Origin of the sequence: Rhizobium sp. BK313 (genome assembly GCF_014193655.1) — a bacterium.
In the GTDB taxonomy this organism is placed as follows: Bacteria; Pseudomonadota; Alphaproteobacteria; order Rhizobiales; family Rhizobiaceae; genus Rhizobium.
Map to the genome: position 1 here is coordinate 108,528 of NZ_JACHZQ010000001.1, position 23,797 is coordinate 132,324.

Here is a 23,797-nt window from a genome sequence, read left to right on the forward strand (position 1 = left end):
CATCGCCAAGATGGGCGGTGCGATTTCTAGAAGCGCTCCATTTCCCGCTTCACCTTTTCCAGGAACCGCTTTCTCGTCTCATCCGTCGAGCGGTTCATGTCGTAGTGTGCGAGGAAGACGACCGGGGCAAAGGGTTTGATCATCGCGCGGAGCATGCGCTTGATGATCTTCTTCGGCGGGTTGCCGACGATGAAGGCGCGGAAGGGATCGGCGCCGTAGGTCATCACGGCGCCGAGCTTGCGGATGTGCCGCAATTTCGAGGTCACTTTGCCGTTTACAAGTTCGAAGGTCACACCCGGCAACCAGACGCGGTCGAAATAGCCCTTCAGGATCGCCGGAAAACCGAAATTCCAGACTGGCGTCACGATGACGAGCGCTTCCGCCCGCTGCAGGCGCTCGACATAGGATTTCACCGCCTCGGTATTTTCCGGATAATCGTGATAGATCATCCGGTCGTGGCGGGAGAGCACGGGGTCGAAGCCCTCGGCATAGAGATTGCAGTCGTCGACCTCATGACCGGCCGTTTTCAGGCTCTCGATCGTCTGCCGGTGCAGGGCTGCGCCAAAACTTTCCTCGACGGGATGCGAATGGAGGACGAGAACCCTCATGAGGCCTCCATCAGCGCCGCAAGGCCAGGAAAGAGATAGTTCTTGCCGGCCTTGAAATCGAAGTTCGGGTTGTCCCAGGCGATCATCTTGCCGGGGTTCAGCAGGCCCTTCGGGTCAGTCTCTTTCTTGAAGGCGAGCTGGACGATATCCGTCTGCTTCATGCCGCCTTCTTCTAGCGTATAGCGGTGCGGATTGAAGATCGGGCAGCCATGGTCCTGATGGATGCGGATGATCTCTTCCAGCCGCGCCTCCGTCGTGTAGCGCACCAGCGGCAGACCGGAGCACTGGATCTGGCCGTCGAACTTGATGAATTCGAGATGGCCTGGCACTTCGTCGCCGAAGATCTCGACCATCTTCTGTACCTTCGCGACGTGATCCGGACCCGGATACTGCACTTGCAGATAGGTGATGGTTGGGTCGACCTTGATGGCGCGCAGCGTCGTGTGGTTCCAGGCGAGCTCATAGGCATGCGGGATGCCCTTCATGCTCTCGACCTTGTCGGAGCGGAAGGTGATTTCGCCCTTCTGCTGGCCGGTAAAAGCCAGGAACGGGTCCATGGAATGCGGCGCGATCATCAGTGCCACGATCGATTGGCCCTGACGGATATAGGGCTTGTGCCGGCTGAAATATTCGAAAGGGATGGGCGCGGCGATCGGTGCGATTTCCTTGACCAGGATGCCGTTGCATTTGGCGAGCGCGTCGGAGAAGCGGACGGCTTCCATGAAATCATCATAGCCGACCAGCACGTCCACCCAGTCGTAGGCCGGGGCGAGCGGCATTTCGATCTCGGTGATGATGCCGTTGGTGCCGTAGGCGTGGCTGACCTTGGTCAGGTCCCAGCCGGTGAGATCGAGCACGCGCGGCTCGGCCTCCATTGTGACGACGCGGAGCCGCAGGATATTGCCGATATCGCGCAACCCGCCCCAGGTGATCGAGCCAACGCCGCCGGAACCGCCGGCGATGAAGCCGCCGATCGTCGCCGTCTGCGCGGTCGAGGGGTGAAAGCGAAGTTCCTGTCCGGAATGCGCCTTTGTCTGGCGGTCGAGCTCGGCGATGACGATGCCTGGCTCGCAGATGACGCGGCCGGGGTGGATTTCCTTGATCTTGTTCATGGCCGCGAGGTTCAAGACGATGCCGCCGGAAAGCGGCATGGCCTGGCCGTAATTGCCGGTGCCGGCGCCGCGCGGGGTAACCGGCACATCATGGGCATAGGCGACCCTCAGCGTTCGGATTACCTCTTCCTCGGTCTTCGGTGTCACGACGAGGTCGGCGGTGACATTGTCGAGCTGTGCCTTCAGGATCGGCGAATACCAGTAGAAATCCCGACTCTTCTGGCGCACCAGCGCCGGATTGTCTTCGACGGCGATGCCCTCGAGTTCTTTCTTGATGAGCTGATAATCCGGCATGTCACGCTCCAATAACGGTATCGAGTTCACGGTAATCCGGCAGGCTGCGGTCGATCACCTTGCCTTTGCGAAGGACGACGCGGTCGGACTGCGGACGGGAGAGGAATTCGCTCCAGCGCCTGGCGCTGAAGAGAACGAGATCGGCAGGGCTGCCGACGGCGATGCGGCCGATATCGGAGCGGCCGAGAATATCGGCAGGCGAGGTGGTGATAACCCGGGCAGCCGTATCCAGCGGATGATCGAGATGCAGGATGCGCACGGCCTCGCGGAAGACCTCGACGGGATCGAGATCGCCGTAGGCGTAGAAGGGGTCGCGGGTATTGTCGGAGGCGACGGCAGTCGGCACGCCGGCGGCGGCTAGCTCATGCAGCAAGGTGACGCCGCGCCAGCGGGGCGTGCGGCCCGGTCGGCGGTCCTGCAAATACATGTTGCACATCGGGAGGGAGACGACGGAGATCCCGGCCTTGGCAACGAGATCGATCGTGGCCGCGGCGACATCCTCGTCCTGGCGGGCGAGCGAGCAGCAATGGCCGGCGGTGACCTTGCCGGTGAAGCCGTTGCGCAGCACCGCCTCGGCAATCACTTTCAGCGTCAGCACCTGTTTGTCCTCGGTCTCATCGACATGCAGGTCGATATCGAGGCCGCTGTCCATCGCGGCGTGGATCAGCTTGTCGAGCTGGCGGTCGATATCGGGGTTCATCTGCATGACGCCGCCGATCAGGCCACCGGCATCGCGGATCACCATGAGGAGATCGGCGAAGAAGGCGTCCTCGGCCATGGCATCGAGCGGGAACAGGGCGACAGCCTGCAGCGCGATCTTGTCTTTCCAGGCCTCGCGCACCTCCGAGAACACTTCGAAGGAAATGCGGTGCTGCGGCGCCAGCGAATCGAGATGGGTGCGGATCAGGCTGGTGCCGTGGGCATAGGCCGAGCGCAGTGAGAATTCCATGCGCTTCCTGACATCGGCAGCCGACCAGTTGGCCTCGCGGTCAGCGCGCACGGCGTCGAGGGCGCCCACGAAACTGCCGTCCGGATTGGCGCGGCGCTCCCAGATGTGGCCCTTGTCGAGATGGGTATGCATGTCGGCGAAGGTTGGCCAGATCATGCCGTCTCTCATGTCGGCCTTGGCGAATTCCGACGGCGCGCTGCCGGCCGGCAGGATGTCCTTGATGAGGCCATCCGCAACCACGATGTCGGCTTTCATAAGGCCCTCGCTTGAGGGGCCGCTGAAGCCGGCGACAGTCACGGCCGGGACAGTGGCGTTGCTCAGCACGAAGCGCGCCGCGTTCGGCGGGGACATGAAGGAATAGGACATCAGTTTTCCCGCTTGAGGCTGCTTTCATGCCAGCGATGCAGGCTCAGCCATGAGATGAAGGAGGTGAGGGCGAAGATGGCGACGCCAAGCGCCGAAAGGAGCAGCAGGGCGGCAAACAGGCGGGGCATGTTCTGACGGTATTGCGCCTCGAGAAGGCGGAAGGCGAGGCCGGAATTGGGACCACCGGAACCGGCGGCGAATTCAGCGACCACGGAGGCGATCAGTGACAGGCCGCCGCCGATCCTGAGGCCCGTCATGAAATAGGGCTGGGCCGCCGGCAGCTTCAGATGCAACAGCATCTGCCAGCGCGAGGCGCCGTAAAGATCGAAGAGGTTCAGGAGATTATGGTCGACGCTCTTCAGGCCTTGCACCATGTTGGAGAGGATTGGAAAGAAGGCGACGAGGAAGCCGCAGATCAGCAGCGCGGATTCGCGGGTCGGCGCGTAGATCAGGATCAACGGTGCGATCGCAACGATCGGCGTCACCTGCAGGATGACGGCGAGCGGATAGAAGGCGAGTTCGATCCAGCGCGATTGCACCAGGAAAATCGCAAAGCCGACGCCGCCGATCAGCGCCAGTGCCAGCGAGATGAAGGTGATCTCGGTTGTCACCCAAAGCGCCGGTGAGAGAATGCCCCAATCGGACACCAGCGATTTCGCGACGGCGAGCGGACTCGGCAGGATATATTGCGGAATTTCGGCGCCGATGACGAGAAGCTGCCAGAGGACGACCAAGACGACAACGGTCAAGATCGGTACGATAATGCCGAGGGAGCGTTCGGCAATCCTGGTCCGCACGGCCGCTTCCGGTGGCGCATCGGCCGCTTCTGCGGAGAGGTTGACGGATAGGCTGGTGCTGTCACTCATCAATGGGCCTCCGGCCAACCAATGGCCTCGATCAGGGAACGGGACACCTTTTCACAAACTTGCCGGTATTCCTCGGAAGACCGGTAGAGGGGATCGCGCTCGCCGCTGGTGTCCAAGGGAAAGTCTGTATGCACACGGCCGGGCCGCGCCTTCATGACCACGATGCGGTTTGAAAGATAGGCGGACTCGTAGACGGAATGGGTGACGAAGATCACCGTGATGCCGGTGGTCTTCCACAGCCGCAGCACATCGTCGTTGAGCTTCTGGCGGGTGATCTCGTCGAGTGCTGCAAAGGGTTCGTCCATCAGCAGCAGCTTCGGCTTGGTGACCAGCGCACGGGCGATGGACACGCGCATCTTCATGCCACCAGACAATTCGCGTGGATAGGCGTCGGCGAAATCCTGCAGACCGACGGTCGCCAATGTGCCCATGATCTGGTCGTAGGCGGCCACTTTGGAAACGCCGCGTAGCTTCAGCGGTAGATGGACATTGCCGAAGACGGTCTTCCAGGGCAGCAGCGTCGGTTCCTGAAAGACGAAGCTGATGTCGCCCTCCGGAAGGCCCTTGGAATTGATGCGTGAACTCGGCCAGTCGATCGTGCCGCTGGAGGCTCCGCCAAGGCCGGCGATGATGCGCAGCGCCGTCGACTTGCCACAGCCGGAGGGACCAAGCAGGCTGATGAACTCACCGCTTTCAACATTGATCGACATGCCGGAGAGCGCCAGCGTGCCGTTGGAGAAGAGTTTGGAGACCTGCTCCATAACGACCAGCGGCCGCTTGCGCAGCTCGGTCTTGGTGGTTGCAATTGCTTCAGACGGGGTCATGGTTCGGCTCATTGTTGATCCACCCTCCCCTTGAGGGGGAGGGTCGGAGCGAAGCTCCGGGGTGGGGTGATCCCTAGCATCTCCGGGTGTTACCCCCACCCGCCACTTTGCGGCGACCTCCCCCCTTCAAGGCGGAGGTACTGAACTTACTTCTTCAGCGCCATCCCGACACCCTTGCAGACGAACTGCGAGTCGAAAGCCTTCTTGTAATCCGTGTCGGCGTCGAAGAGCTTGATCTGCACCATTTGGTCGAAGAACTTCTTGTAGTGCGCGTCGGTGATACAGCCGATGCCCTTGTCGACGGCGTCGCCGGATTCCACGATGCCGTACTCCTTCATCTTGGCGATGGAATAGGCGATCTGTTCGTCCGTCATATCGGGATTGTCTTTCTTGATCAGATCGTTGGCCGCCTTGTTGTCGCCGTAGAGATAATTGTACCAGCCTTCGATTGAGGCGTTGACGAAGCGCTGCACAAGGTCGGGATTCTTCTGAACCAATGACGTCTGCGTCGTGATCATCGTCGCGTAGGGCGAATAGCCGGCGTCGGCGAGCAGGAACACCTTCGGCTCCCAGCCGGTCTGCTTCTGGATTTCATAGGGTTCGGAGGTCAGAAAGCCCTGCTGAGCCGACTGCTTGTCGGCAAGGAACGGCGCCGGGCTGAAATTATAAGGCTTGAACTGCTCGTCCTTGAAGCCGGGGAAGTTCGCCTTCATCCACTCGAAATAGGTGATGTAGCCGTCCTTGCTCATGAACAGGGTCGGCAGCTTGGCGAGGTCCTCGAATTTCTCCACGCCGGCGTCCGGATGGGCGATCAGCACCTGCGGATACTTCTGGAATATCGCGGCGACATCGACAATTGGGATGCCTTGTTTGACGGCATCGATTTCCTGCTGCGGGCCGCCCATATAAAAGTCGATCTTGCCGGAGATCAGCAGCGCCTGGTTGGCAGCGTTCGGGCCGCCCTGGACAATTTCAACATCCAGGCCGTATTTTTTGTAGGTGCCGTCGGCGATCGCCTGGTAGAAGCCGCCATGTTCAGCCTCGGCCAGCCAATTGGTCCCATACGTCACCTTGTCGAGGGCACTCGCGGGCTCAGCCGCGGCAATAGAGGCCAGCAGGCCCATGACGGCGAGAAATGCTTTGGTCTTCAATGCATTGGACATGGCCGGTTGTTCCCCTTATCTGCCATGGGACGCCGCCAGTGACGCCCATTTTCTGCATTTGAGCGATTGCCTTGCGCTTTGAAAAGCATCAAAATTCGTGCGCATTGATGCCTTTTAGGCATCTCAGCCCGCGCCTGTGCCTAAATTGTGCGGCCTGGGCAAATTTTATGCAATGGGGATGTGTATGCTGCACTCGAGGCGACTTCTTTACATCAACGAGATTGCCCGCTGCGGCTCGATCCGCAAAGCGGCGGCTAGGCTCAATGTGGCATCCTCGGCGGTCAACCGGCAGATCCTGGCGTTGGAAGAAGAGATGGGAGCGCCATTGTTTGAGCGGCTGCCGCGTGGGCTCAGGCTGACGGCGGCGGGTGAGCTCTGCATCGAGCATATTCGCGAGGTGCTGAAGAATTACGAACGGCTGGAAGGGCGCATCCGCAGTCTCAAGATGCAGCAGGCCGGCAAAGTCAGGATCGTTACGACGGTCGGGCTCGCCTCCGGGCCGCTGCCGGAGATCATCGCGCGTTTTCTCTCCGAACATCCGCGTGTCTTCATCCAATTGCGAAATGATTCCGGCTCGACGACCGTGGCGCCGGTCCTGTCGGGCGAAGTCGATATCGGCCTCGGCTTCAACATCCCGGCGACACCCGGCATCCGTTCGCTTGGCAATTTCGATATTCCGATCGGCGTCGTGCTGCCGCCGGGTCATCCGCTGATCGGGCCTGGGCCGATCAGCCTCGCCGATGTCGTGGAGGAGCGGCTACTGCTGGCGCAGCCGGGCACCAGCCTGCGCGAGATCATCAATTTGACGCTGGCGCGGCTGTCGGTACAAGTCGAGCCGGTGCTGGAAAGCAATGCATCGGAGATGCTTAAACAGCTAGTCAAATGCGGAGCAGGGCTGACGCTGCTGAACCCGCTCGACGTCATCACCGAATGCCGCCGGGGCGAACTGGTGTTCCGGCCGATTGCCGAGCCGCATTCGCGGCATCAGCCGATGAAACTATTTGCCCGCACACGTGCGCCGCTCGATGCGGCGACCAGCCTGTTCGTGGAATATCTGCTCGCCGAACTGGCCGGCCTGGTGGAGGAGCTGCAGGCGAAAGGACATATCCTGATCGCGTCGGAACGCCGCCGGCCAGATGCCTACTTCGAATAGAGGTTCGACAACGGGTAGTCCCTGAGATCGCGCAGCATTTCGATGAAACCCTTGACCTGATGGCGGCAGATGAGCGCGCCCTTTTCTGCCGTGCCGTTGGCGGCATTGCCGACGACGCCGTTGGGATTGAGATCGTGAGCGATCCAGGCGAGCGAATGCGGCGGCAGCGGCTGCAGATAGTTCGACTGCTCCTTCATCCATTCCGCCTTGGAGACGAAGTTCTCGGCCTTGTCCATGCGCACCAGTTCAGGGCGGAAATGCAGCATCAGCGAGGTCTCGACGTCGCCGCCATGGATGCCGTAGCGCTGCTCATGGTCGCTGATCATGCCGTCAGGCGTGCCGAAACGCGTCCATTGCGTGGCAACGACGGCCATCCGGTAGCGTACGCGTAGTTCGCGCGCAACGATGCCCATGATGTCGAGATTGCCGCCATGGGAATTGACGATCACCATCTTGCGAATGCCGGCCTCGGCAACCTTCGCGCCGATCGCCGTCCAGACCGGGATCAGCAGTTCGGCGCCGAGGGAGAGCGTGCCGGGTCCGTAGATATGTTCGTTGGCCTTGCCGATTTCTTGGGTCGGCAGCACCAGGAAGTCCAGGTCGTCTGGGCGCTGCGCCTTCATTTCGGCCAGCATGCCGTTGGCGATGGCCACGTCGGTCGCGATCGGCAGATGCGGGCCATGCTGTTCGGTCGAGGCGATCGGCAGTACGGCGATGGTGGTGTCGGGCGAGAGGCCGGCGAAATCATAGGTGGTCAGTTCGTTCCAATAGAAGGGCTTCGCCATCGCCATTTCCTCTCATGTGCTTCTCTTTCATAACGGATACGGCAAGGATTATGGCGGGGGAAAGCATCAATTTGCGGGCGTGCTGCTGCCTTTTTGTGTGCACGCTCTGCGGAATGGGCATCGCGACCGTTGCCGCCCGCGATGCCGTCCACTGTTCATTCGATCGCGCCGCCGGTGAATACCGAGACGTCGCTGCCGTCGAAATCGGTTGAGCGGCTGACTTGTTCCCATTCCGCCGCTGCCTTGGTGCGTGCGGCTTCCGCCAGGCCGAAGACGAAGAGAGCGTCGCTGCCGAGGAGGAGGTGGTTGGGAAGAGTGTCCCTTTGGGCCAGATCGAGGATCACTTCCGAGATCTTCTGGGGATCGCCGAATTCCTTGCCCGCGAGGTGCTTCAGCATACCGTAGACAGCACCGACGCTCGGCTGGTATTCGGGCAACAGCTCGACATCAGCACCGGCAGCGGTCTGCGCCCAGTTGGTGCGCATGCCGCCGGGCTCGAGCGCAATGACCTTGACGCCAAAGGCCGCGACTTCCTTGGCGAGGACCTCGGTGAAGCCGCCGACCGCCCATTTAGCCGCCTGATAGGCACTGAGGCCCGGTGTGCTGACGCGACCGCCGACCGAGGAGATGTTGATGATGTGGCCGGAGCGCTGCGCGCGCATCACGGGCAGGGCGGCTCGCGTCAGGTTGACGACGCCGTAGAAGTTCGTGTCGATCTGCGCTTTGAACTCGTCTTCCGATGCCTGTTCGAACGGCGACATATGTCCGAAGCCGGCATTGTTGACGAGCACGTCGAGGCCACCGAAGGTATCGACTGCCATTTGAACAGCCGCTTTCGCCGCCGCAGCGTCGGTGACGTCAAGGGCGACGATCTTGATCCGATCGCCATATTGCTTTTCCAGGTCGTCGAGCCGGCCCGGATTGCGTGCCGTCGCCACCAGGCGGTCGCCGGCGCCGAGAACAGCCTCGGCCAGCGTGCGTCCGAGTCCGTTGGCGCTTCCTGTTATTAACCACGTCTTTGTCATTTCTGTCTCCTTTTGAGTGAGTACATGCTCATTATTCGTAGAAATAAAAAGGGCTCAATTGTTGGAAATCGCCCCCCAATAGGTCTGGAAGCCTGCACGCCGATAATTCTCGATATTGCCGGGATCCCGATGGATGAATTCGAGGACCATATCGGTCAGCACCTCAGTGGTGGCGCTAAGCATGTCTTTTGGCTGCTGGCGCAAGATGCCTGATCGAAACCCTTCTTCGAGCATCGATTGGATGTCGCGAAAGGCAGCCATGCCGGTCTTGCGGCTCGCCTCGGTCACTTTGTCCGAAACGCCGAGCTGCCGTATGGCTTTCCGCTTTGCCGGGTTTTTCGCCCCCCAATCGATTGATTGGTTCCAAAGATGCTCGCAACGCTCTTTCACGCTCGCCTCTGTCGGATAGCCGGCGGCAATGGCGGCCCTCATGTCTGCCTTGAGCGCAAGGTAGAGTTCGTTGAGCAGGTCGTCCTTCGTCGGGAAATAGACGAACAATGTTCCCTCGGCGATGCCGGCATCCTTGGCGATCTTCGCGGTGGAGGCGGAAACGCCAAGCGACGCCACGGCTTCGGCCGCCGCCGCCAATATGGCGTTACGCTTTTCTTCGCTGAGGGGACGTGCCATGGCTTCATTTAATGAGTGAGTACATCCTCAGCTATAAAATCTTCAGTCGGCGATGTCAACAATGGTTGGCTTTTCCAAATTTAGGGAATGTGCGATATGGGGGAGGAGGGAATTGCTTTTCTTTTGTCTATAGATTTTATAGAAAACTAATTGCTCTTCAAATGCGGGTTCCGTGAAACAGCGTTGCTTGAGACTAGCGTCTTGACCCACTACTTTTGCCCGCATCCGGCGCGAGTTGTGGGGATGATGGGAATGAACATGAAAACATCCGTGGCGATCGAGAAGGCGGTGCCTGTCGCCGATCCCGATGTGGTCAAATCAGAGTTCCGTAACGCTATGGCGCGGATGGCGGCGGCTGTCAGTATCGTGACGACCAACGGACCGGCTGGACTGGCCGGTTTTGCCGCGACCGCCGTCTGCAGTGTCTCCGATAGTCCGCCGACGCTGCTCGTCTGTCTCAACCGCACCGCTTCGGTTCATCCTGCTGTCACGGAAAACGGTGTTCTTTGCGTCAACGTGCTTTCGGAGGGACATCAGGACTTGTCGCGCCTCTTCGGGGGCAAGACGCCGGTGGCGGAGCGTTTTGCCGCGGCCGCATGGTCGGAACTTTCGACCGGCTCGCCGGCATTGGAGGATGCGCTCGTCTCGTTCGACTGCCGCATCGTGCACCGCGCCGATGGCGGTACGCACGATATCCTGATGTGCGAAGTCGATGCTATCCGTCTGCGTGACGGCGGGCAGGGGCTCATCTATTTCGACCGGGCCTATCACCGGGCCGGATAGGCCGGATCAGCCAGCTTTCTCAGTAGTTTTCCTGATACCATTCGACGAAGCGGCGCACACCTTCTTCGACTTCGATCTGCGGCTTGAAACCGGTCAAAGCCATCAGCAGGTCGGGCACGGCATAGGTATTGTGCACGTCGCCGGGCTGCATTGGCAGCATGTGTCGGATCGCCTTTTTGCCGAGCATCGCCTCGATGGTCTCGACAAAGGTCATCAGCCCGACCGGCTGGCCGCCGCCGATGTTGACGACGCGGAACGGCGCGTGTTTCGACAATGTGTCGCAGATGGTTTCCGAAACGATCCGGTTGTCTTCCGACGGCACGACGTCGATCAGCCGCACGATGCCTTCCACCAGATCGTCGATATAGGTGAAATCGCGGCTCATCTTGCCTTCACCGTAGATTTCGATCGGCCGATCGTTCCTGATGGCGTCGACGAATTTGAACAGCGCCATGTCGGGACGGCCCCAGGGACCGTAGACGGTGAAAAAGCGGAAAGCGGTGGTCGGCACGCGAAAGAGATGGGCGTAGCTATGCGCCATCAGTTCCATGCTCTTCTTGGTCGCCGCATAGATCGTCATCTGCTCGTCGGCCTTGTCGCTTTCCGCGAAGGGGATCTTCTCGTTGGCGCCATAGACAGAGGAGGTGGAGGCAAGCAGCAGGTGTTTCGGCTGCAGGCTTCTCGCCAGCTCCAACACGTTAAACGAGCCGGTGACGTTGGAATCCACATAGGACCGCGGATTTTCCAGGCTGTAGCGTACGCCTGCCTGGGCTGCGAAGTGGACGATGACGTCGGGTTCCGCGAGCTCCGCGGCGTGATCCAGCGCCGCCTTGTCTTCCAGCATGCCGGTGACAGCCTTGAAGCCATTGGAGCGGGCAAGGATGGCGGTGCGCTTTTCCTTGAGCTTGACGTCATAGTAAGGCGTCATGCCGTCGAAGCCGACAACGAAATGCCCATCGTCGAGCAGGCGCTTTGCGAGATGGAAACCAATGAACCCGGCGGTTCCGGTAATAAGATAGCGCATTCGTCGGCCTTTGCTTACAGTTCGGCCCCGCCCATGGGTCTGCCGATGCTGGTATAGGCAAACCCGTGCTTTGTGACCTCGTCATGGCGATAGATGTTTCTGAGGTCGACAAGAACGGGGGCCCTCATGACGGCCTTCAGCCGGCTGAAGTCGAGCGCGCGGAACTGGTTCCATTCGGTGACGATGACGAGAGCGTCGGCGCCGCGCGCCGCTCCGTAGGCGTCATCGGCATAGACGATGTTGTCGATTACCTGGCGGGCGTTGTCCATGCCTTCGGGGTCGTAGCCGGTAACGGTCGCGCCGCCGTCCAGCAGAGTCTGGATGATCGAGATCGCCGGGCTGTCGCGCATGTCGTCGGTGTTCGGCTTGAAGGTCAGGCCGAGCACGGCAATAGCCTTGCCGCGGACATCGCCGCCCATGGCTGCGATCACCTTGCGGCCCATAGCGCGTTTGCGGCTGTCGTTGATCGAAATCGTCGTCTCAATCAGGCGCACCGGGCTATCGTAGTCCTGTGCAGTCTTGGCCAGCGCCAGCGTGTCCTTAGGGAAGCACGAGCCGCCGTAGCCTGGACCGGCATGCAGGAATTTCGAGCCGATGCGGCCGTCGAGGCCGATGCCGCGCGACACTTCCTGTACGTTGGCGCCGACCCTCTCGCAAAGATCAGCCATCTCGTTGATGAACGTGATCTTCATGGCGAGGAAGGCGTTGGCGGCGTATTTGATCAGCTCCGAGGTGCGGCGGGCGGTAAAGAGCAGCGGCGCCTGGTTGAGATAGAGCGGCCGGTAGACCTCTGTCATGACGCCGCGGGCGCGGTCATCGTTGAGGCCGATGACGATGCGGTCGGGGCGCTTGAAGTCCTCGATGGCCGCGCCTTCGCGCAGGAATTCCGGATTGGAGACGACCGCAACGTCGGCATTCGGATTGGTTTCGCGAATGATGCGTTCCACTTCGTCGCCGGTGCCGACCGGCACGGTCGATTTGGTGACGATGACGGTAAAACCTTTGACGTGCTGCGCGATCTCACGGGCGGCGGCATAGACATAGGAGAGATCGGCGTGACCGTCGCCGCGGCGCGACGGCGTGCCGACGGCGATGAAAACGACGTCGCTAGCGGCAACGCTGGTTTCGACTTCGGTCGAAAAAGAGAGGCGGCCGGCGCGGACATTGTCGGCGACGAGCTGTTCCAGACCGGGCTCGAAAATCGGGATTTCGCCGCGGTGCAACGCCTCGATCTTGCCGGCGTCCTTGTCGACGCAAATCACGTCGTGGCCGAAGTCGGCAAAGCAGACCCCAGACACAAGACCCACATAACCCGAACCGATCATGGTGATGTGCATGAAACTTCGTTCCTTTTGCTAGCGGCGGGCTCAGCGTCGGAACGCGATCCCGTCTTTGGCGATTGCCTGCGCTTATACACAGGATCGCCGGTGACGCCTATACGCGATGGTGCTTATCCAGGCGGTTGCGACAGAAGTGTCATAAAGACGATACCCGTCCTCACCGGCGTTGTTTCGACCGGTCGAGCGGCTTGTCTGCCCACCGCGGCATGCTAGACATGCCGATAAGGCTTCTCCTAATCCAAAGGCAATTCCCCATGACGTTCGATCTCATCGTCCGCAATGCCAGCCTTCCCGATGGTCGCCAGGGACAGGATATCGCCATTGCCGGCGGCAAGGTCGTGGCTGTTCAGTCGGGTATGGAGGGGGAGGCGGGGCGCGTGATCGATGCCGATGGGCAACTGGTTTCGCCGCCGTTCATCGATTGCCATTTCCATATGGACGCGACGCTGTCGCTCGGCCTGCCGCGGCTGAATACGTCGGGTACGCTGCTGGAGGGCATCGCGCTCTGGGGAGAGTTGAAGCCGTTGCTCACACATGAAGCGGTGGCGGAGCGAGCTTTGCGCTATTGCGACCTTGCTGTGTCGCAGGGGTTGCTGGCCGTGCGGACTCACGTCGATATCTGCGACGATCGCTTGCTTGCCGTCGAAGCACTGCTGGAGGTGAAGAAGCAAGTCGCGCCCTATCTCGATCTGCAGCTCGTCGCCTTCCCGCAGGACGGATATTACCGTTCGCCAACAGCTGTAGGGAATCTGGAGCGCGCTCTCGATCTTGGCGTCGATATCGTCGGCGGCATTCCGCATTTCGAGCGGACGATGGAGGACGGCGCGCGTTCCGTGCGTGCGCTCTGCGAGATCGCCGAAAGGCGCGGTTTGATGGTCGATATGCATTGCGACGAAACCGACGATCCGCTGTCGCGCCACATCGAGACGCTGGCCGCCGAAACGGTACGACTCGGGCTTCACGGCCGGGTGGCCGGCTCGCACCTGACCTCGATGCATTCGATGGACAATTACTACGTCTCCAAACTCCTGCCGTTGATCGCGGAGGCGGGGGTGCATGCGATCCCCAACCCGCTGATCAACATCGTGCTGCAGGGGAGGCATGATACCTATCCGAAGCGGCGCGGGCTGACCCGGGTCAAGGAGATGCGCGAATTCGGCATCAACATCGCCTTCGGCCAGGATTGCTGCATGGACCCGTGGTATTCGCTCGGCGGCGCCGACATGCTGGATGTCGCCCATATGGGATTGCATGTCGGGCAATTGACTTCGCGTGAAGCCATGCGCTTCTGTTTCGATGCGGTCACCGTCAATCCGGCCAAGGTGATGGGTATCGACGGTTATGGGCTGGAGGTTGGCTGCAACGGTGATCTCGTGGTGCTGCAGGCTCGGGATCCGATCGAAGCCGTCCGCATGCGCGCCGCCAGGCTCTTTGTCGTCCGACGCGGCAAGGTGATCAGCGAGACGCCGGCACGGATCGCAAAACTGTCGCTCCAAGGCCGGCCGCAATCGGTCGAACCGGCCGCTTATGCGCCCAACGCCACCACGAATTTGACCCGTTAGGCATACTGCAGCATACCGCTTGTGATTGCTATCGCGTTGCAGCAAGATAAATTGGGCGCAATCGTTCCGGCGGGGGACGAATGGGCGATTCGGGGCAGTTGCATGAAGTCGACTTTCGCCGTGCGTACAATGCGGGCTGGGGAATTGGAGCTCGCTCTCGAATGGGCGCGGCAAGAGGGATGGAATCCCGGTATCGACGACGCCCCGGCGTTTTGGGAAGCAGATCCTTCCGGATTCTTTGTCGGTGTGATCGGCGAGGTGCCGGTCGGTTGCATTTCCGTCGTGCGTTACGGTGAAAGCTTCGCCTTTCTCGGCCTCTACATCGTCCATCCCGAATTTCGCGGTAAGGGTTATGGCAAGGCGCTGTGGAACAAAGCTATGGCGTTCGCGGGCAATCGTACCATCGGTCTCGACGGCGTCGTCGCGCAGCAGGAGAACTACCGCCGCCGCGGCTTTGAAATGGCCTATCGCACCGTGCGCTATGGTGGCATCCCGGAAATGTCCGAAAAAGGCGGAGGGGGTGTAGACGTCGGTCCGGTCACGCAGACGAAGCTCGAAGGCTTGTTGCGGTACGATGCCGGCATTTTTCCGGGGCTGCGCTATTCGTTCCTCACCGCCTGGTGCGGCGCGCCGGAAAAACGAAAGTCCGTCATTGTCGGCGGCGGCAGCAAGATCCGTGGCTACGGCACGATTCGGCGCTGTTTCGATGGTTATAAGGTCGGTCCGCTGTTCGCAAATAGCCCCAAAGTGGCGACGGCCTTGTTGGCCAAATTGCTGCCGGAGGCCAAGGGCCGGTCTGTGTACCTTGACGTGCCCGCAGACAACACTGACGCGATCAGGCTTGCCGAGGCTTTCGGGCTGTTGCCAGTGTTCGAAACGGCACGAATGTATCGTGGTGAAGCACCCCAAATGCCACTTCACCGCGTCTTTGCCGTAACTACGCTCGAACTCGGTTAGATCCGTTCTTTTTCCTGCGAACGGGCGCGTGAAATCCCATGGGATCAAGAACCCCTGCGATGCTGCATGTCGCCTAACCCTTTGCATAGAGCGGGCGGGGCGTCTTCATCACCATCAAGCCAGCCATTTCCTAGAATCGCCAGCTGTTTCGGCAGGAGGCGTCGATAAACAGACTGCGGTCGTGACATTGCCTCCCATCAACGCGCGCAGAAGGGAAAAATCCTGTTGGAGGCGCTGATTCGTCACGTAAAAAGCCGAATCTCCTGAGACAACAGGGTCGCTTTCCCAAAAACAAAGCTTTATAGATGCGCGGGTTTGAGCAAGGCGCGCCTCTGTGCGCAGGAAGCGGGAATGGAGAAATGACGAACGTAGTTGTGATCGGTTCGCAATGGGGTGACGAAGGCAAGGGCAAAATTGTCGACTGGCTTTCGGAACGCGCCGATGTGATCGTGCGCTTTCAGGGTGGCCACAATGCCGGTCATACGCTGGTTGTCGACGGTGTCAGCTACAAGCTCGCGCTGCTGCCCTCGGGACTGGTTCGCGGCAAGCTCAGCGTCATTGGCAATGGCGTCGTCGTCGACCCCCATCATTTTGTCGCTGAGGTCGAAAAGCTGCGTGCCCAGGGCATCGCGGTGACGCCCGACGTGCTGCGCATCGCCGAAAACGCCCCGTTGATTCTGTCGCTCCATCGTGACCTCGACGCTCTGCGCGAGGACGCCGCCTCCAACAGCGGCACGAAGATCGGCACGACGCGCCGTGGCATCGGCCCGGCCTATGAAGACAAGGTCGGCCGGCGGGCCATCCGCGTCATAGATCTGACCGAGCCGGAAACGCTGCCGGCCAAGATCGATCGCCTTTTGACGCATCACAATGCGCTGCGCCGCGGCATGGGCCTTGCCGAAATTTCCTTCGACGCGCTGCATGAGGAATTGAGTTCGGTCGCAGAACATATTCTTCCCTATGTCGACCACGTCTGGCGGCTGCTCGACGAGCAGCGCAAGGCCGGTGCGCGCATTCTTTTCGAAGGCGCGCAGGGCGCTTTGCTCGACAACGATCACGGCACCTATCCCTACGTGACCTCGTCAAACACGGTTGCAGGCCAGGCCGCTGCCGGGTCCGGTCTTGGCCCGACAGCGCTCGGCTATGTGCTGGGCATCACCAAGGCCTATACGACGCGCGTCGGTGAAGGGCCGTTCCCATGCGAACTGCACGATGAGATCGGCAAGCACCTGTCGACGGTCGGTCGCGAGGTCGGCGTCAACACCGGTCGTCCGCGCCGTTGCGGCTGGTTCGATGCCGTGCTGGTTCGCCAGACGGTGAAGACTTCCGGCATTACCGGCATCGCGCTGACCAAGCTCGATGTGCTCGACGGTCTCGACGAGTTGAAGATCTGCGTCGGCTACAAACTGGACGGCGAGGAGATCGATTACCTGCCGGCGAGCCAGGCCGCGCAGGCCCGCGTCGAGCCGATCTACATCACGCTCGAAGGCTGGAAGGAATCGACCGTCGGTGCCCGTAAATGGGCCGATCTGCCGGCGCAGGCGATCAAATATGTCCGGCAAGTCGAGGAATTGATCGGTGCGCCCGTAGCGATGCTTTCGACCAGTCCTGAGCGCGAAGACACCATACTTGTGACCGATCCGTTTGAGGACTAATGTCGCGGATCAATGACGAATCCCGGTCCGGCCACGTGCCGGGCATCATGAGAAAGTACTGATGGCGGATTTTGTAGCAGTCATTCGACGGGCCGTGGATGGCTTGGCCGATAATACTCCCGAGATGCGGGTCAAGGTTTACGAGCGGGCTCGCGGTGCCGTTCAGCGGCAGCTTGAGAGCATGAAGCCGCGCCCGCCGGAGGAGATGCTGCGCCGTCAGCTCGACAAGCTGGAAGCCGCGATCGTTGAGGTGGAAGCCGAGCATGCGGAGGCGTTGCCGCTTGCTGAAGAGCCTGTTGCGGAAGCGCCTGCAGTGCAGGAGGAGCCGCAGCATGCGCCTCCTGAAGAGCATCACGCTGCGGACGAGCCTCATGTAGAGCAACCGGAGCCAGCCTATGCGGAGGCCCATGCGCAGGAGGAGCCTGCCGCTTACGAGCCGGTGCACGAAGAGCCTGCCTACGAAGATCCCGCGCATGTTCAGCAGTCCGCTGACCACCACGAGCCGGTAGAGGAGTGGGTCGATGCGCCGCAGGAGCACGCGCCTGCACTGGCTCATCACGCCGAGGCCTATGTCGAGCCTGTTGCTGAGCCAGCTCATCAAGAAGAACCGGAGCACTACGCAGAGGACGTGCCGGTCGTTGCCGCCGAGCCCGAGCCTGTTGCTCCACAGACGCATGCCGCTCAGGCACCGGCCGATGACGTTATCAGTCAGGTCGAAGAGATTTGGGCCGAGGTTGATGCGCCTGTAAAGCGTGGTGCATCCGAGCCGGTGACCGAAGCTGTCATGCCTGCTGCCGCCTTTGTACCGGCTCCCTTCGGTCATCCCGTGGAGCAGCCTGCCGCGGCGAAGGCACCGGCAGCCGACAAGGCTTTTGCCTGGGATGCGGACGTTTTCGAGGAGCTGGAGGCGGCGGTACCGGCGCCAGCCGTCAAACCGGCCCAGCCCGGCCGACAGATGCCGGACAATGCCTTTGACGATGTCGATCTCTTCGCCGATGTGCATTCTTCGCCCAGAGCAACACCGAAGAACGATGGCGATGGCTGGCGCGAGCTCAAGGAGCTTGCGGGTTTCGACAAGTTCGCCGATGGGGAGCGTGGTGGCGGTTCTTCCATACCGCCGGACCTCGATCAGGCTATGGCATCGAAGCTGCAGGGTAAGAGCTTCCGCATGGAGCCGAAGCGTCGCCGCTTCAGCGTGACCGGCGTTGTTCTGACGCTTCTCGGGCTTGCGATCGTCGCTGGCGGCGGCTATGCCGCCTGGCTGAACCGCGAAGCGCTCAACAAGATGGTCGCCGACCTTATCAGTTCGGCACCGAAAACCGCGACCAGCACCGCTCCGGCTTCCGACACGGCCAACAACAATGCGGCGGCTCCGGCCGCGACCGCGCCTGCGGCATCGACGCCGGCTACGACCGCTCCTGCACAAAGCAATAATGCAGCCGCGCAGCCGCCCGCAGCGGCCAACACCAATGTTGCCTCGCTCGACAACGATGCCAATACGGTCAGCACGAAGTTCACCCAGCGCCTGTTGGCCAACGGCACCGAAGAGGATGAGGGTCCACCAGCAGGTGGACAGCCGGGTGTGGCCGAAGGCAAGTCTGTGGCGGAACAGAATGTAGCCGCTGCCGCCCCTCCGGCCGGAGTGGCGACGGCGCCCGCCAACAATGCGAATGCTGCGCAAACACCGGCTGCGACTGCGCCGGACTCTGCACCGCCTTCGGGGGACCAGCAGGCATCCGCTGCAGCCCAACAACCGCCTGCCAACCAACAGCAGCCGCCCGCCGCGCAACAGCAGACGGCGCCGGTTACGGATGGGCAGAAAGTATTCCTCTATGAGGAGCGTCTCGGCCAGACGTCGCCGACGGCTTTCGAAGGCACGATCACCTGGTCGCTGCAGGAAGGCAAAGGCGAGGATGGCCGGCCGGAACCTTCCGTCCAGGGTCTCATCAGTGTTCCCGTGCGTGGTTTGACTGCAACGATCACGGTGTCGCGCAATACGGACGCCTCATTGCCGGCAAGCCATCTGGTTGAGCTTGCCTTCCAGGTTCCGCCGAATTTCGAAGGCGGCGCTATCGACAGCGTTCAGCGCATCGCGCTCAAGTCGACCGAACAGGATCGTGGCGACGCTCTGATCGCGGTGCCAGCCAAGGTTACCGACGACGTTTATATGGTCGCGCTCAACGATTTTCCGGATGCGCGCAAGACCAATCTCGATCTCCTGAAAACCCGCAACTGGATGGACATTCCCGTGGTCTACCGCAATGGCCGTCGCGCATTGCTGACCATGGAGAAGGGGCCGGCCGGTACCGACGCCTTCAACAAGGCGATCGCCGAGTGGCAGGCGCTTGGCGGTGTCGCTTCGAGCGGCCAATAAGCGGTTTTAAATCACCGGAATCAAAAAGGCGGACTTTTCAGTCCGCCTTTTTGTTTGAATTCAGTCGGTAACGTTTCACGGTAACGGCTGATATCCGAAGAGTTAAGCGGTGGCTTCAACCACACGCAGTGCCTTGGCGCGTTCCAGCGCATCCTTCTGCACGGCTTCCTGCACCTTTTCGAAGGCGCGGACTTCGATCTGGCGGACGCGTTCGCGGCTGATATCGAATTCAGCCGACAGATCTTCCAAGGTCACCGGATCTTCGGCGAGGCGGCGAGCCTCGAAGATGCGGCGCTCGCGGTCGTTCAAGACGCTCATGGCGCGGGCCAGCATGCGGCGGCGCGTGTCAAGTTCGTCCTGTTCGATCAGCACGTCTTCCTGGCTGTCGTGATCGTCTACAAGCCAATCCTGCCACTGGCCGGAATCACCCTCAGCGGCTTTGATCGGCGCATTCAACGAAGCGTCGCCCGAGAGGCGGCGGTTCATCGAAACGACCTCTTCCTCGGAGACGTTCAGCTTGGTGGCGATCTCCGCAACATGCTCCGGCTTCAGATCGCCGTCATCGATGGCCTGGATGCGGCCCTTGAGACGGCGCAGGTTGAAGAACAGACGCTTCTGGTTGGCGGTCGTGCCCATCTTCACCAGCGACCATGAGCGCAGGATATATTCCTGGATCGAGGCCTTGATCCACCACATGGCATAGGTTGCCAGGCGGAAGCCGCGTTCCGGATCAAACTTCTTGACGGCCTGCATGAGGCCGACGTTGCCTTCCGACACGACTTCGCCGATCGGCAGGCCGTAGCCGCGATAACCCATGGCAATCTTCGCCACGAGGCGCAGATGGCTGGTGACGAGCTTATGCGCGGCCTGACGGTCGGCATGTTCCGCATAGCGCTTGGCGAGCATGTACTCTTCCTGCGGCTCCAGCATCGGGAACTTGCGGATTTCGTCGAGATAACGGTTGAGGCCGGCTTCACCGGCGGTAATGGACGGCAAGGTATTACGGGTCATGAATGCACCCTCCTATTCGAGATCTGGCCCCTTCTAGAGGCGTATTGCGCGCCCTTTGCGAAGCAGACCAAGGCGTGCAGGTCCTGAAGACCCCGCACTAAACCAATATGTAGATAAGTACGGCAAAACAGTGATTCAAGAACGTAGTCACGCAAGAGTTACACCGGCGTGACAGCTATGTCCGCCGTAATGTTTGCCCTTGAGACTATCCTCCCGAATGCTCCGGTCTTGTGAGATTTTGCCGCTTCAATACCAAAAACGCGTTGGCTTTTGGATGACTGAGGGACGCGTGCCGGAGATCGGTTTCTTTGTTATTATAGGCGGCGAAGGGCCGGGCGTCCAGTCACGCATTTGCGGTATTCGCCAAAAATTGCAACCAGTGGTGATCAACCTTTCCTTTTCGGTCCATCAAGGCGAAGGGTGCATTCATGAAAAAGCTTGACAATAGGGGCATATGCTCCTATATCGACATCAGTAAGAGCATATGCTCTCATTTAGCAATGGAGAAGCGATCATGAGCGAAGCTGAGATACTTGTAAGCGGTGCAACGGGACGGACCGGAGGCGCGGCTATCGATGAACTCCTGAAGATGGGCAAAAGTGTGCGTGCCTATGTGCGCTTGGACGATGAGCGGGCAGCGGCTCTCAGGCAGCGAGGGGTCGATATTGCCGTTGGAGACTTTACGGATATAGACGACATTCGAGCCGCCATGGAAGGCGTCGGATCGGCATATTTCCTTCATCCCATCGCGCCAGGAATCATTGGTGCCGCGGCTTACTTCGCACAGGCCGCAAAGGAGGCAGGCGTCACGGCAATCGTCAACATGTCGCAGATTTCGGCGCGCCGGGAGTCGGCAAGCCATGCAGCGCAGGACCACTGGATATCCGAGCGGGTCTTCGACTGGTCAGGTGTTCCGACGACGCATCTTCGCCCTACCTTCTTTGCTGACTGGCTCGTCTATCCGCATTTCGCAAAGCAAATCTGGGCCACAAAGAAGATCGAGTTCCCCTTTGAAAGCGGGCGGCACGCGCCCATCTCCTCCGATGATCAGGGTCGGGTGATCGCTCATGTCCTGGCGAATCCGAAGGGGCATGAAGGTAAGATCTATCCGCTCCATGGTCCGGTCGAGATGAACCACACGGAGATCGCCGCCGTCATGAGCGAAGTGCTTGGCGCGAAGATCGAATATGCGCCGCCCTCGATAGAGGCGTTCAAGGACAAGATGGAAAATCTCTACAAGTTTCCGCCGTTCCTTGTGCAGCACCTCGTCGAAGTCGCCCAGAACTATCGCGACGGCATCTTCTCGGGAACCAATGATGTGGTCGAGACGATTACCGGAACTCCGGCTCTCTCGGTCCAGCAATTTGTCTCCAACAATCGCGCCGCCTTCGCGTGAATTCCACAAAGAAAAATCGGAGATTCTACAATGTCACATGCTCAAGATGAACGTCATCCCTTTCTGGATGACCTGACCACCGACGCGGAGCTGACCAGCTCTGTGTTGCGCGGTTCCGTCATCGGACGCGACGAGATCAGGCTCGCCGTGAATGCCGTCGGAACCTTCTATGCCTCGCAGACGCCGACGTTCCTTCAGATCGTCGGCTCCCGGCTCTTCCTCGAATATGAGGCCGTTCTGACGAACGGGGAGAAGCTGACCGCCGGCGTGGTCGTCGATCACGCCTCCGACGGCTCGGTGCCCCGGGTCAGCGTGCGGATGAGCCCGCTTGGCTCTGTTCTATCACTCGCCGACCATTTGCGCGGGGCGCTCTCCGGGCAGTTGCCCGAAGACCTTTTTCTTTGAACCCAACCGACCGCCAGGCCAGCGACAAACATCTGTACGCTGACCTGTGGCCCTAGAAAGGAAAATTGCTATGGACGTCACCAACAACACAGTCTTCATTACCGGTGCCAATCGTGGCCTGGGCCTAGCCTTCGCACGCGAGGCACTCCGCCGCGGAGCATCGAAGGTCTACGCGGGCATGCGCAACACGAGCGGCTTCAACGAGCCGGGCATCGTCCCGGTCAGGATCGATGTCACGGATAAAGCATCGATCGCCGCAGCGGCAGGATTGGCAACGGATACGACGCTATTGATCAACAACGCAGGGATCGCCGCCCTAATCGACGGGCCTCTGGCAGACGATGTCGAAGCGCAGTCGCAGCGCCTCTTTGACACCAATTATTATGGCGTGGTGCGCGTCTCGCAGGCCTTCGAGCAAATCCTGTCGGCCAAACCACATGCCGCCATCATCAATGTGCTGTCCGACATCGTCTGGCTTCCGCGGCCCTTCCTGACACCTTATGCGGCATCCAAAGCGGCGGCATGGAGCTATACGAACCAGCTTCGCTTCCACCTTCGCGATCGCGGCATCGAGGTCCTTGGCTTGCATGTCGGATTCGTGGATACCGATCTGACCAGCGGCATAGACGTGCCGAAGGCCAGCCCGGAGGACGTTGTGCGCCAGACCTATGACGCACTCGCTGCTGGCAAGAGTGAGATCATGGCCGATCAAGGGACGGCACTGCTGAAGAGCACACTTGCGGACGAAGTGCCCGGCTACATCGCCCCGCCGGAGGGGCTATTCTAAATCCGGCGATGCCGGGAATTGCTATGGGACGCGGAGATTCCTTGAGCTTCGCGCCCATGGCTCGGGTAAAGAATGAAATCGAAAGGAAACTGAAATGTTGTCGGCCAACCAACCGCTTGGAATCGATCAGTGCAACTGTTCCGCCATGAGAAAGGCGAGCCGACAGATTACGCGGTTTTATGATGACCATCTTGAGCCGGTCGGGCTGCGCATCACGCAGTTTCTAATTTTGGCGGCTCTTGAGGAGGCTGACGGTGCCACGGTCAACGTTCTCGCCGAGCGGCTCGACATCGAGCGGACGGCGATGGGAAAGATGGTCGGCTTCCTGGAACGCGACGGGTTCGTTACCATCAAGCCGTCTCCTGCAGATGGCAGGGTTCGTATCGTTGAACTCACCAAGGACGGCCGTCTCCTGCACAAGAGAGCGGAGCCTCTCTGGGAGAAGGCCCAGCAAGAATTCGAGCAGTTAAACGGGGCCGCAAACGTCGCAACTCTGCGCCAGGGACTGAGACAAATCACGGGCGGCGATTTCGCGAAGGTCTCATCCGAAGACTAAAGCCTCGGATTGATTGCCGTGACAGCGTGGGACTACCTCCGCAGAGGATGGTCTCCTCGCGCACGGCTTAACCGAGGATGTCGAATAGCTTCTCCCGCGAATTGCAAGCCATACCAGTGGCACTATGGGGAGGGCCGGTCACCAATCTGCCATGGCCCTTTCAAGCAGTTTGAGG

The 23,797-nt window shown here is 60.4% G+C and carries 22 protein-coding genes; 10 read left to right on the plus strand and 12 right to left on the minus strand.

Features of this window, described 5'->3' with window-relative positions; genetic code table 11:
• Positions 1–26 precede the first annotated feature (26 nt).
• The 6 genes from FHT86_RS00485 to FHT86_RS00510 all read right to left on the minus strand — a co-directional run bounded on the left by FHT86_RS00485 (position 27) and on the right by FHT86_RS00510 (position 6,182).
• Positions 27–608: an NAD(P)H-dependent oxidoreductase gene (locus FHT86_RS00485; RefSeq protein ID WP_133704915.1), complete on the minus strand. Its 582-nt coding sequence runs from the start codon at positions 606–608 to the stop codon at positions 27–29.
• Positions 605–2,014 (minus strand): FAD-binding oxidoreductase, encoded by a 1,410-nt coding sequence (locus FHT86_RS00490; protein ID WP_133704916.1) that lies wholly within the window; start codon positions 2,012–2,014, stop codon positions 605–607. Before FHT86_RS00490 ends, FHT86_RS00485 begins: the two co-directional genes overlap by 4 nt.
• 1 nt (position 2,015) lies before the next feature.
• A complete protein-coding gene (locus FHT86_RS00495; protein WP_133704917.1) occupies positions 2,016–3,329 on the minus strand; it encodes a cytosine deaminase in 1,314 nt (437 codons plus the stop codon).
• Positions 3,329–4,195, minus strand: a complete 867-nt coding sequence (locus tag FHT86_RS00500) for an ABC transporter permease (protein WP_183868513.1) — start codon at positions 4,193–4,195, stop codon at positions 3,329–3,331. The genes FHT86_RS00495 and FHT86_RS00500 overlap by 1 nt, the downstream gene beginning before the upstream one ends.
• Positions 4,195–5,019, minus strand: coding sequence for an ABC transporter ATP-binding protein (locus FHT86_RS00505; protein ID WP_133704918.1), 825 nt, complete (start codon positions 5,017–5,019; stop codon positions 4,195–4,197). Before FHT86_RS00505 ends, FHT86_RS00500 begins: the two co-directional genes overlap by 1 nt.
• 146 nt (positions 5,020–5,165) lie before the next feature.
• Positions 5,166–6,182, minus strand: a complete 1,017-nt coding sequence (locus tag FHT86_RS00510; RefSeq protein WP_133704919.1) for an ABC transporter substrate-binding protein — start codon at positions 6,180–6,182, stop codon at positions 5,166–5,168.
• Positions 6,183–6,366: 184 nt separating this feature from the next.
• Here FHT86_RS00510 and FHT86_RS00515 point away from each other — a divergent pair, with 184 nt between their 5' ends.
• On the plus strand, positions 6,367–7,335 hold the full coding sequence (locus tag FHT86_RS00515; protein ID WP_133704920.1) for a LysR substrate-binding domain-containing protein: 969 nt from the start codon (positions 6,367–6,369) through the stop codon (positions 7,333–7,335).
• Here FHT86_RS00515 and FHT86_RS00520 read toward each other — a convergent pair.
• The 3 genes from FHT86_RS00520 to FHT86_RS00530 all read right to left on the minus strand — a co-directional run bounded on the left by FHT86_RS00520 (position 7,323) and on the right by FHT86_RS00530 (position 9,772).
• Positions 7,323–8,120, minus strand: coding sequence for a creatininase family protein (locus FHT86_RS00520; RefSeq protein WP_133704921.1), 798 nt, complete (start codon positions 8,118–8,120; stop codon positions 7,323–7,325). The genes FHT86_RS00515 and FHT86_RS00520 overlap by 13 nt on opposite strands.
• Positions 8,121–8,275: 155 nt before the next feature.
• Positions 8,276–9,145 (minus strand): SDR family NAD(P)-dependent oxidoreductase, encoded by an 870-nt coding sequence (locus tag FHT86_RS00525; RefSeq protein WP_133704922.1) that lies wholly within the window; start codon positions 9,143–9,145, stop codon positions 8,276–8,278.
• Between the two features lie 54 nt (positions 9,146–9,199).
• Positions 9,200–9,772 (minus strand): TetR/AcrR family transcriptional regulator, encoded by a 573-nt coding sequence (locus FHT86_RS00530; RefSeq protein WP_133704923.1) that lies wholly within the window; start codon positions 9,770–9,772, stop codon positions 9,200–9,202.
• A 252-nt stretch (positions 9,773–10,024) separates the two neighbouring features.
• Here FHT86_RS00530 and FHT86_RS00535 point away from each other — a divergent pair, with 252 nt between their 5' ends.
• On the plus strand, positions 10,025–10,555 hold the full coding sequence (locus FHT86_RS00535) for a flavin reductase (protein WP_133704924.1): 531 nt from the start codon (positions 10,025–10,027) through the stop codon (positions 10,553–10,555).
• A gap of 19 nt (positions 10,556–10,574) precedes the next feature.
• Here FHT86_RS00535 and FHT86_RS00540 read toward each other — a convergent pair whose 3' ends face one another.
• The gene (locus FHT86_RS00540; protein WP_133704925.1) at positions 10,575–11,579 is read right to left on the minus strand and encodes an NAD-dependent epimerase; all 1,005 of its coding nucleotides are present in this window, start codon (positions 11,577–11,579) and stop codon (positions 10,575–10,577) included.
• A gap of 14 nt (positions 11,580–11,593) precedes the next feature.
• A complete protein-coding gene (locus FHT86_RS00545) occupies positions 11,594–12,916 on the minus strand; it encodes a UDP-glucose/GDP-mannose dehydrogenase family protein (protein WP_133704926.1) in 1,323 nt (440 codons plus the stop codon).
• Positions 12,917–13,173: 257 nt separating this feature from the next.
• Here FHT86_RS00545 and FHT86_RS00550 point away from each other — a divergent pair, with 257 nt between their 5' ends.
• From FHT86_RS00550 to FHT86_RS00565, 4 genes are all read left to right on the plus strand, one after another.
• On the plus strand, positions 13,174–14,481 hold the full coding sequence (locus tag FHT86_RS00550; RefSeq protein WP_133704927.1) for an amidohydrolase family protein: 1,308 nt from the start codon (positions 13,174–13,176) through the stop codon (positions 14,479–14,481).
• A 102-nt stretch (positions 14,482–14,583) separates the two neighbouring features.
• Positions 14,584–15,438, plus strand: coding sequence for a GNAT family N-acetyltransferase (locus tag FHT86_RS00555; RefSeq protein ID WP_133704928.1), 855 nt, complete (start codon positions 14,584–14,586; stop codon positions 15,436–15,438).
• A 359-nt stretch (positions 15,439–15,797) separates the two neighbouring features.
• Complete coding sequence (locus FHT86_RS00560; RefSeq protein ID WP_133704929.1) at positions 15,798–17,093, plus strand: adenylosuccinate synthase; 1,296 nt, start codon at positions 15,798–15,800, stop codon at positions 17,091–17,093.
• Between the two features lie 61 nt (positions 17,094–17,154).
• Positions 17,155–19,467 carry a hypothetical protein gene (locus FHT86_RS00565; protein ID WP_133704930.1) on the plus strand — a complete coding sequence of 771 codons (2,313 nt, stop codon included), beginning with the start codon at positions 17,155–17,157 and terminating at the stop codon, positions 19,465–19,467.
• 102 nt (positions 19,468–19,569) lie between these two features.
• On the opposite strand, the gene rpoH is transcribed toward FHT86_RS00565, so the two are convergent.
• A complete protein-coding gene (rpoH, locus tag FHT86_RS00570; RefSeq protein ID WP_133704931.1) occupies positions 19,570–20,478 on the minus strand; it encodes an RNA polymerase sigma factor RpoH in 909 nt (302 codons plus the stop codon).
• A gap of 514 nt (positions 20,479–20,992) precedes the next feature.
• Here rpoH and FHT86_RS00575 point away from each other — a divergent pair.
• From FHT86_RS00575 to FHT86_RS00590, 4 genes are all read left to right on the plus strand, one after another.
• Positions 20,993–21,874, plus strand: a complete 882-nt coding sequence (locus tag FHT86_RS00575) for an NmrA family NAD(P)-binding protein (protein WP_133704932.1) — start codon at positions 20,993–20,995, stop codon at positions 21,872–21,874.
• Positions 21,875–21,904: 30 nt separating this feature from the next.
• Positions 21,905–22,279 (plus strand): hypothetical protein, encoded by a 375-nt coding sequence (locus tag FHT86_RS00580; RefSeq protein WP_133704933.1) that lies wholly within the window; start codon positions 21,905–21,907, stop codon positions 22,277–22,279.
• A 70-nt stretch (positions 22,280–22,349) separates the two neighbouring features.
• On the plus strand, positions 22,350–23,066 hold the full coding sequence (locus tag FHT86_RS00585) for an SDR family oxidoreductase (protein WP_133704934.1): 717 nt from the start codon (positions 22,350–22,352) through the stop codon (positions 23,064–23,066).
• 94 nt (positions 23,067–23,160) lie between these two features.
• Positions 23,161–23,622, plus strand: coding sequence for a MarR family winged helix-turn-helix transcriptional regulator (locus FHT86_RS00590; RefSeq protein WP_133704935.1), 462 nt, complete (start codon positions 23,161–23,163; stop codon positions 23,620–23,622).
• Positions 23,623–23,797: the final 175 nt, after the last annotated feature.

Excerpts from the sequence above, each read along its gene's own strand:
- FHT86_RS00590 (WP_133704935.1), top strand. The coding sequence starts at position 23,161 with ATGTTGTCGGCCAACCAACCGCTTGGAATCGATCAGTGCAACTGTTCC.
- FHT86_RS00580 (WP_133704933.1), top strand. The coding sequence starts at position 21,905 with ATGTCACATGCTCAAGATGAACGTCATCCCTTTCTGGATGACCTGACC.
- rpoH (WP_133704931.1), bottom strand. The coding sequence starts at position 20,478 with ATGACCCGTAATACCTTGCCGTCCATTACCGCCGGTGAAGCCGGCCTC.
- FHT86_RS00515 (WP_133704920.1), top strand. The coding sequence starts at position 6,367 with ATGCTGCACTCGAGGCGACTTCTTTACATCAACGAGATTGCCCGCTGC.
- FHT86_RS00510 (WP_133704919.1), bottom strand. The coding sequence starts at position 6,182 with ATGTCCAATGCATTGAAGACCAAAGCATTTCTCGCCGTCATGGGCCTG.
- FHT86_RS00540 (WP_133704925.1), bottom strand. The coding sequence starts at position 11,579 with ATGCGCTATCTTATTACCGGAACCGCCGGGTTCATTGGTTTCCATCTC.
- FHT86_RS00545 (WP_133704926.1), bottom strand. The coding sequence starts at position 12,916 with ATGCACATCACCATGATCGGTTCGGGTTATGTGGGTCTTGTGTCTGGG.
- FHT86_RS00530 (WP_133704923.1), bottom strand. The coding sequence starts at position 9,772 with ATGGCACGTCCCCTCAGCGAAGAAAAGCGTAACGCCATATTGGCGGCG.
- FHT86_RS00575 (WP_133704932.1), top strand. The coding sequence starts at position 20,993 with ATGAGCGAAGCTGAGATACTTGTAAGCGGTGCAACGGGACGGACCGGA.
- FHT86_RS00565 (WP_133704930.1), top strand. The coding sequence starts at position 17,155 with ATGGCGGATTTTGTAGCAGTCATTCGACGGGCCGTGGATGGCTTGGCC.
- FHT86_RS00560 (WP_133704929.1), top strand. The coding sequence starts at position 15,798 with ATGACGAACGTAGTTGTGATCGGTTCGCAATGGGGTGACGAAGGCAAG.
- FHT86_RS00520 (WP_133704921.1), bottom strand. The coding sequence starts at position 8,120 with ATGGCGAAGCCCTTCTATTGGAACGAACTGACCACCTATGATTTCGCC.
- FHT86_RS00485 (WP_133704915.1), bottom strand. The coding sequence starts at position 608 with ATGAGGGTTCTCGTCCTCCATTCGCATCCCGTCGAGGAAAGTTTTGGC.
- FHT86_RS00490 (WP_133704916.1), bottom strand. The coding sequence starts at position 2,014 with ATGCCGGATTATCAGCTCATCAAGAAAGAACTCGAGGGCATCGCCGTC.
- FHT86_RS00525 (WP_133704922.1), bottom strand. The coding sequence starts at position 9,145 with ATGACAAAGACGTGGTTAATAACAGGAAGCGCCAACGGACTCGGACGC.
- FHT86_RS00555 (WP_133704928.1), top strand. The coding sequence starts at position 14,584 with ATGAAGTCGACTTTCGCCGTGCGTACAATGCGGGCTGGGGAATTGGAG.
- FHT86_RS00500 (WP_183868513.1), bottom strand. The coding sequence starts at position 4,195 with ATGAGTGACAGCACCAGCCTATCCGTCAACCTCTCCGCAGAAGCGGCC.
- FHT86_RS00505 (WP_133704918.1), bottom strand. The coding sequence starts at position 5,019 with ATGACCCCGTCTGAAGCAATTGCAACCACCAAGACCGAGCTGCGCAAG.
- FHT86_RS00585 (WP_133704934.1), top strand. The coding sequence starts at position 22,350 with ATGGACGTCACCAACAACACAGTCTTCATTACCGGTGCCAATCGTGGC.
- FHT86_RS00495 (WP_133704917.1), bottom strand. The coding sequence starts at position 3,329 with ATGTCCTATTCCTTCATGTCCCCGCCGAACGCGGCGCGCTTCGTGCTG.
- FHT86_RS00550 (WP_133704927.1), top strand. The coding sequence starts at position 13,174 with ATGACGTTCGATCTCATCGTCCGCAATGCCAGCCTTCCCGATGGTCGC.
- FHT86_RS00535 (WP_133704924.1), top strand. The coding sequence starts at position 10,025 with ATGAACATGAAAACATCCGTGGCGATCGAGAAGGCGGTGCCTGTCGCC.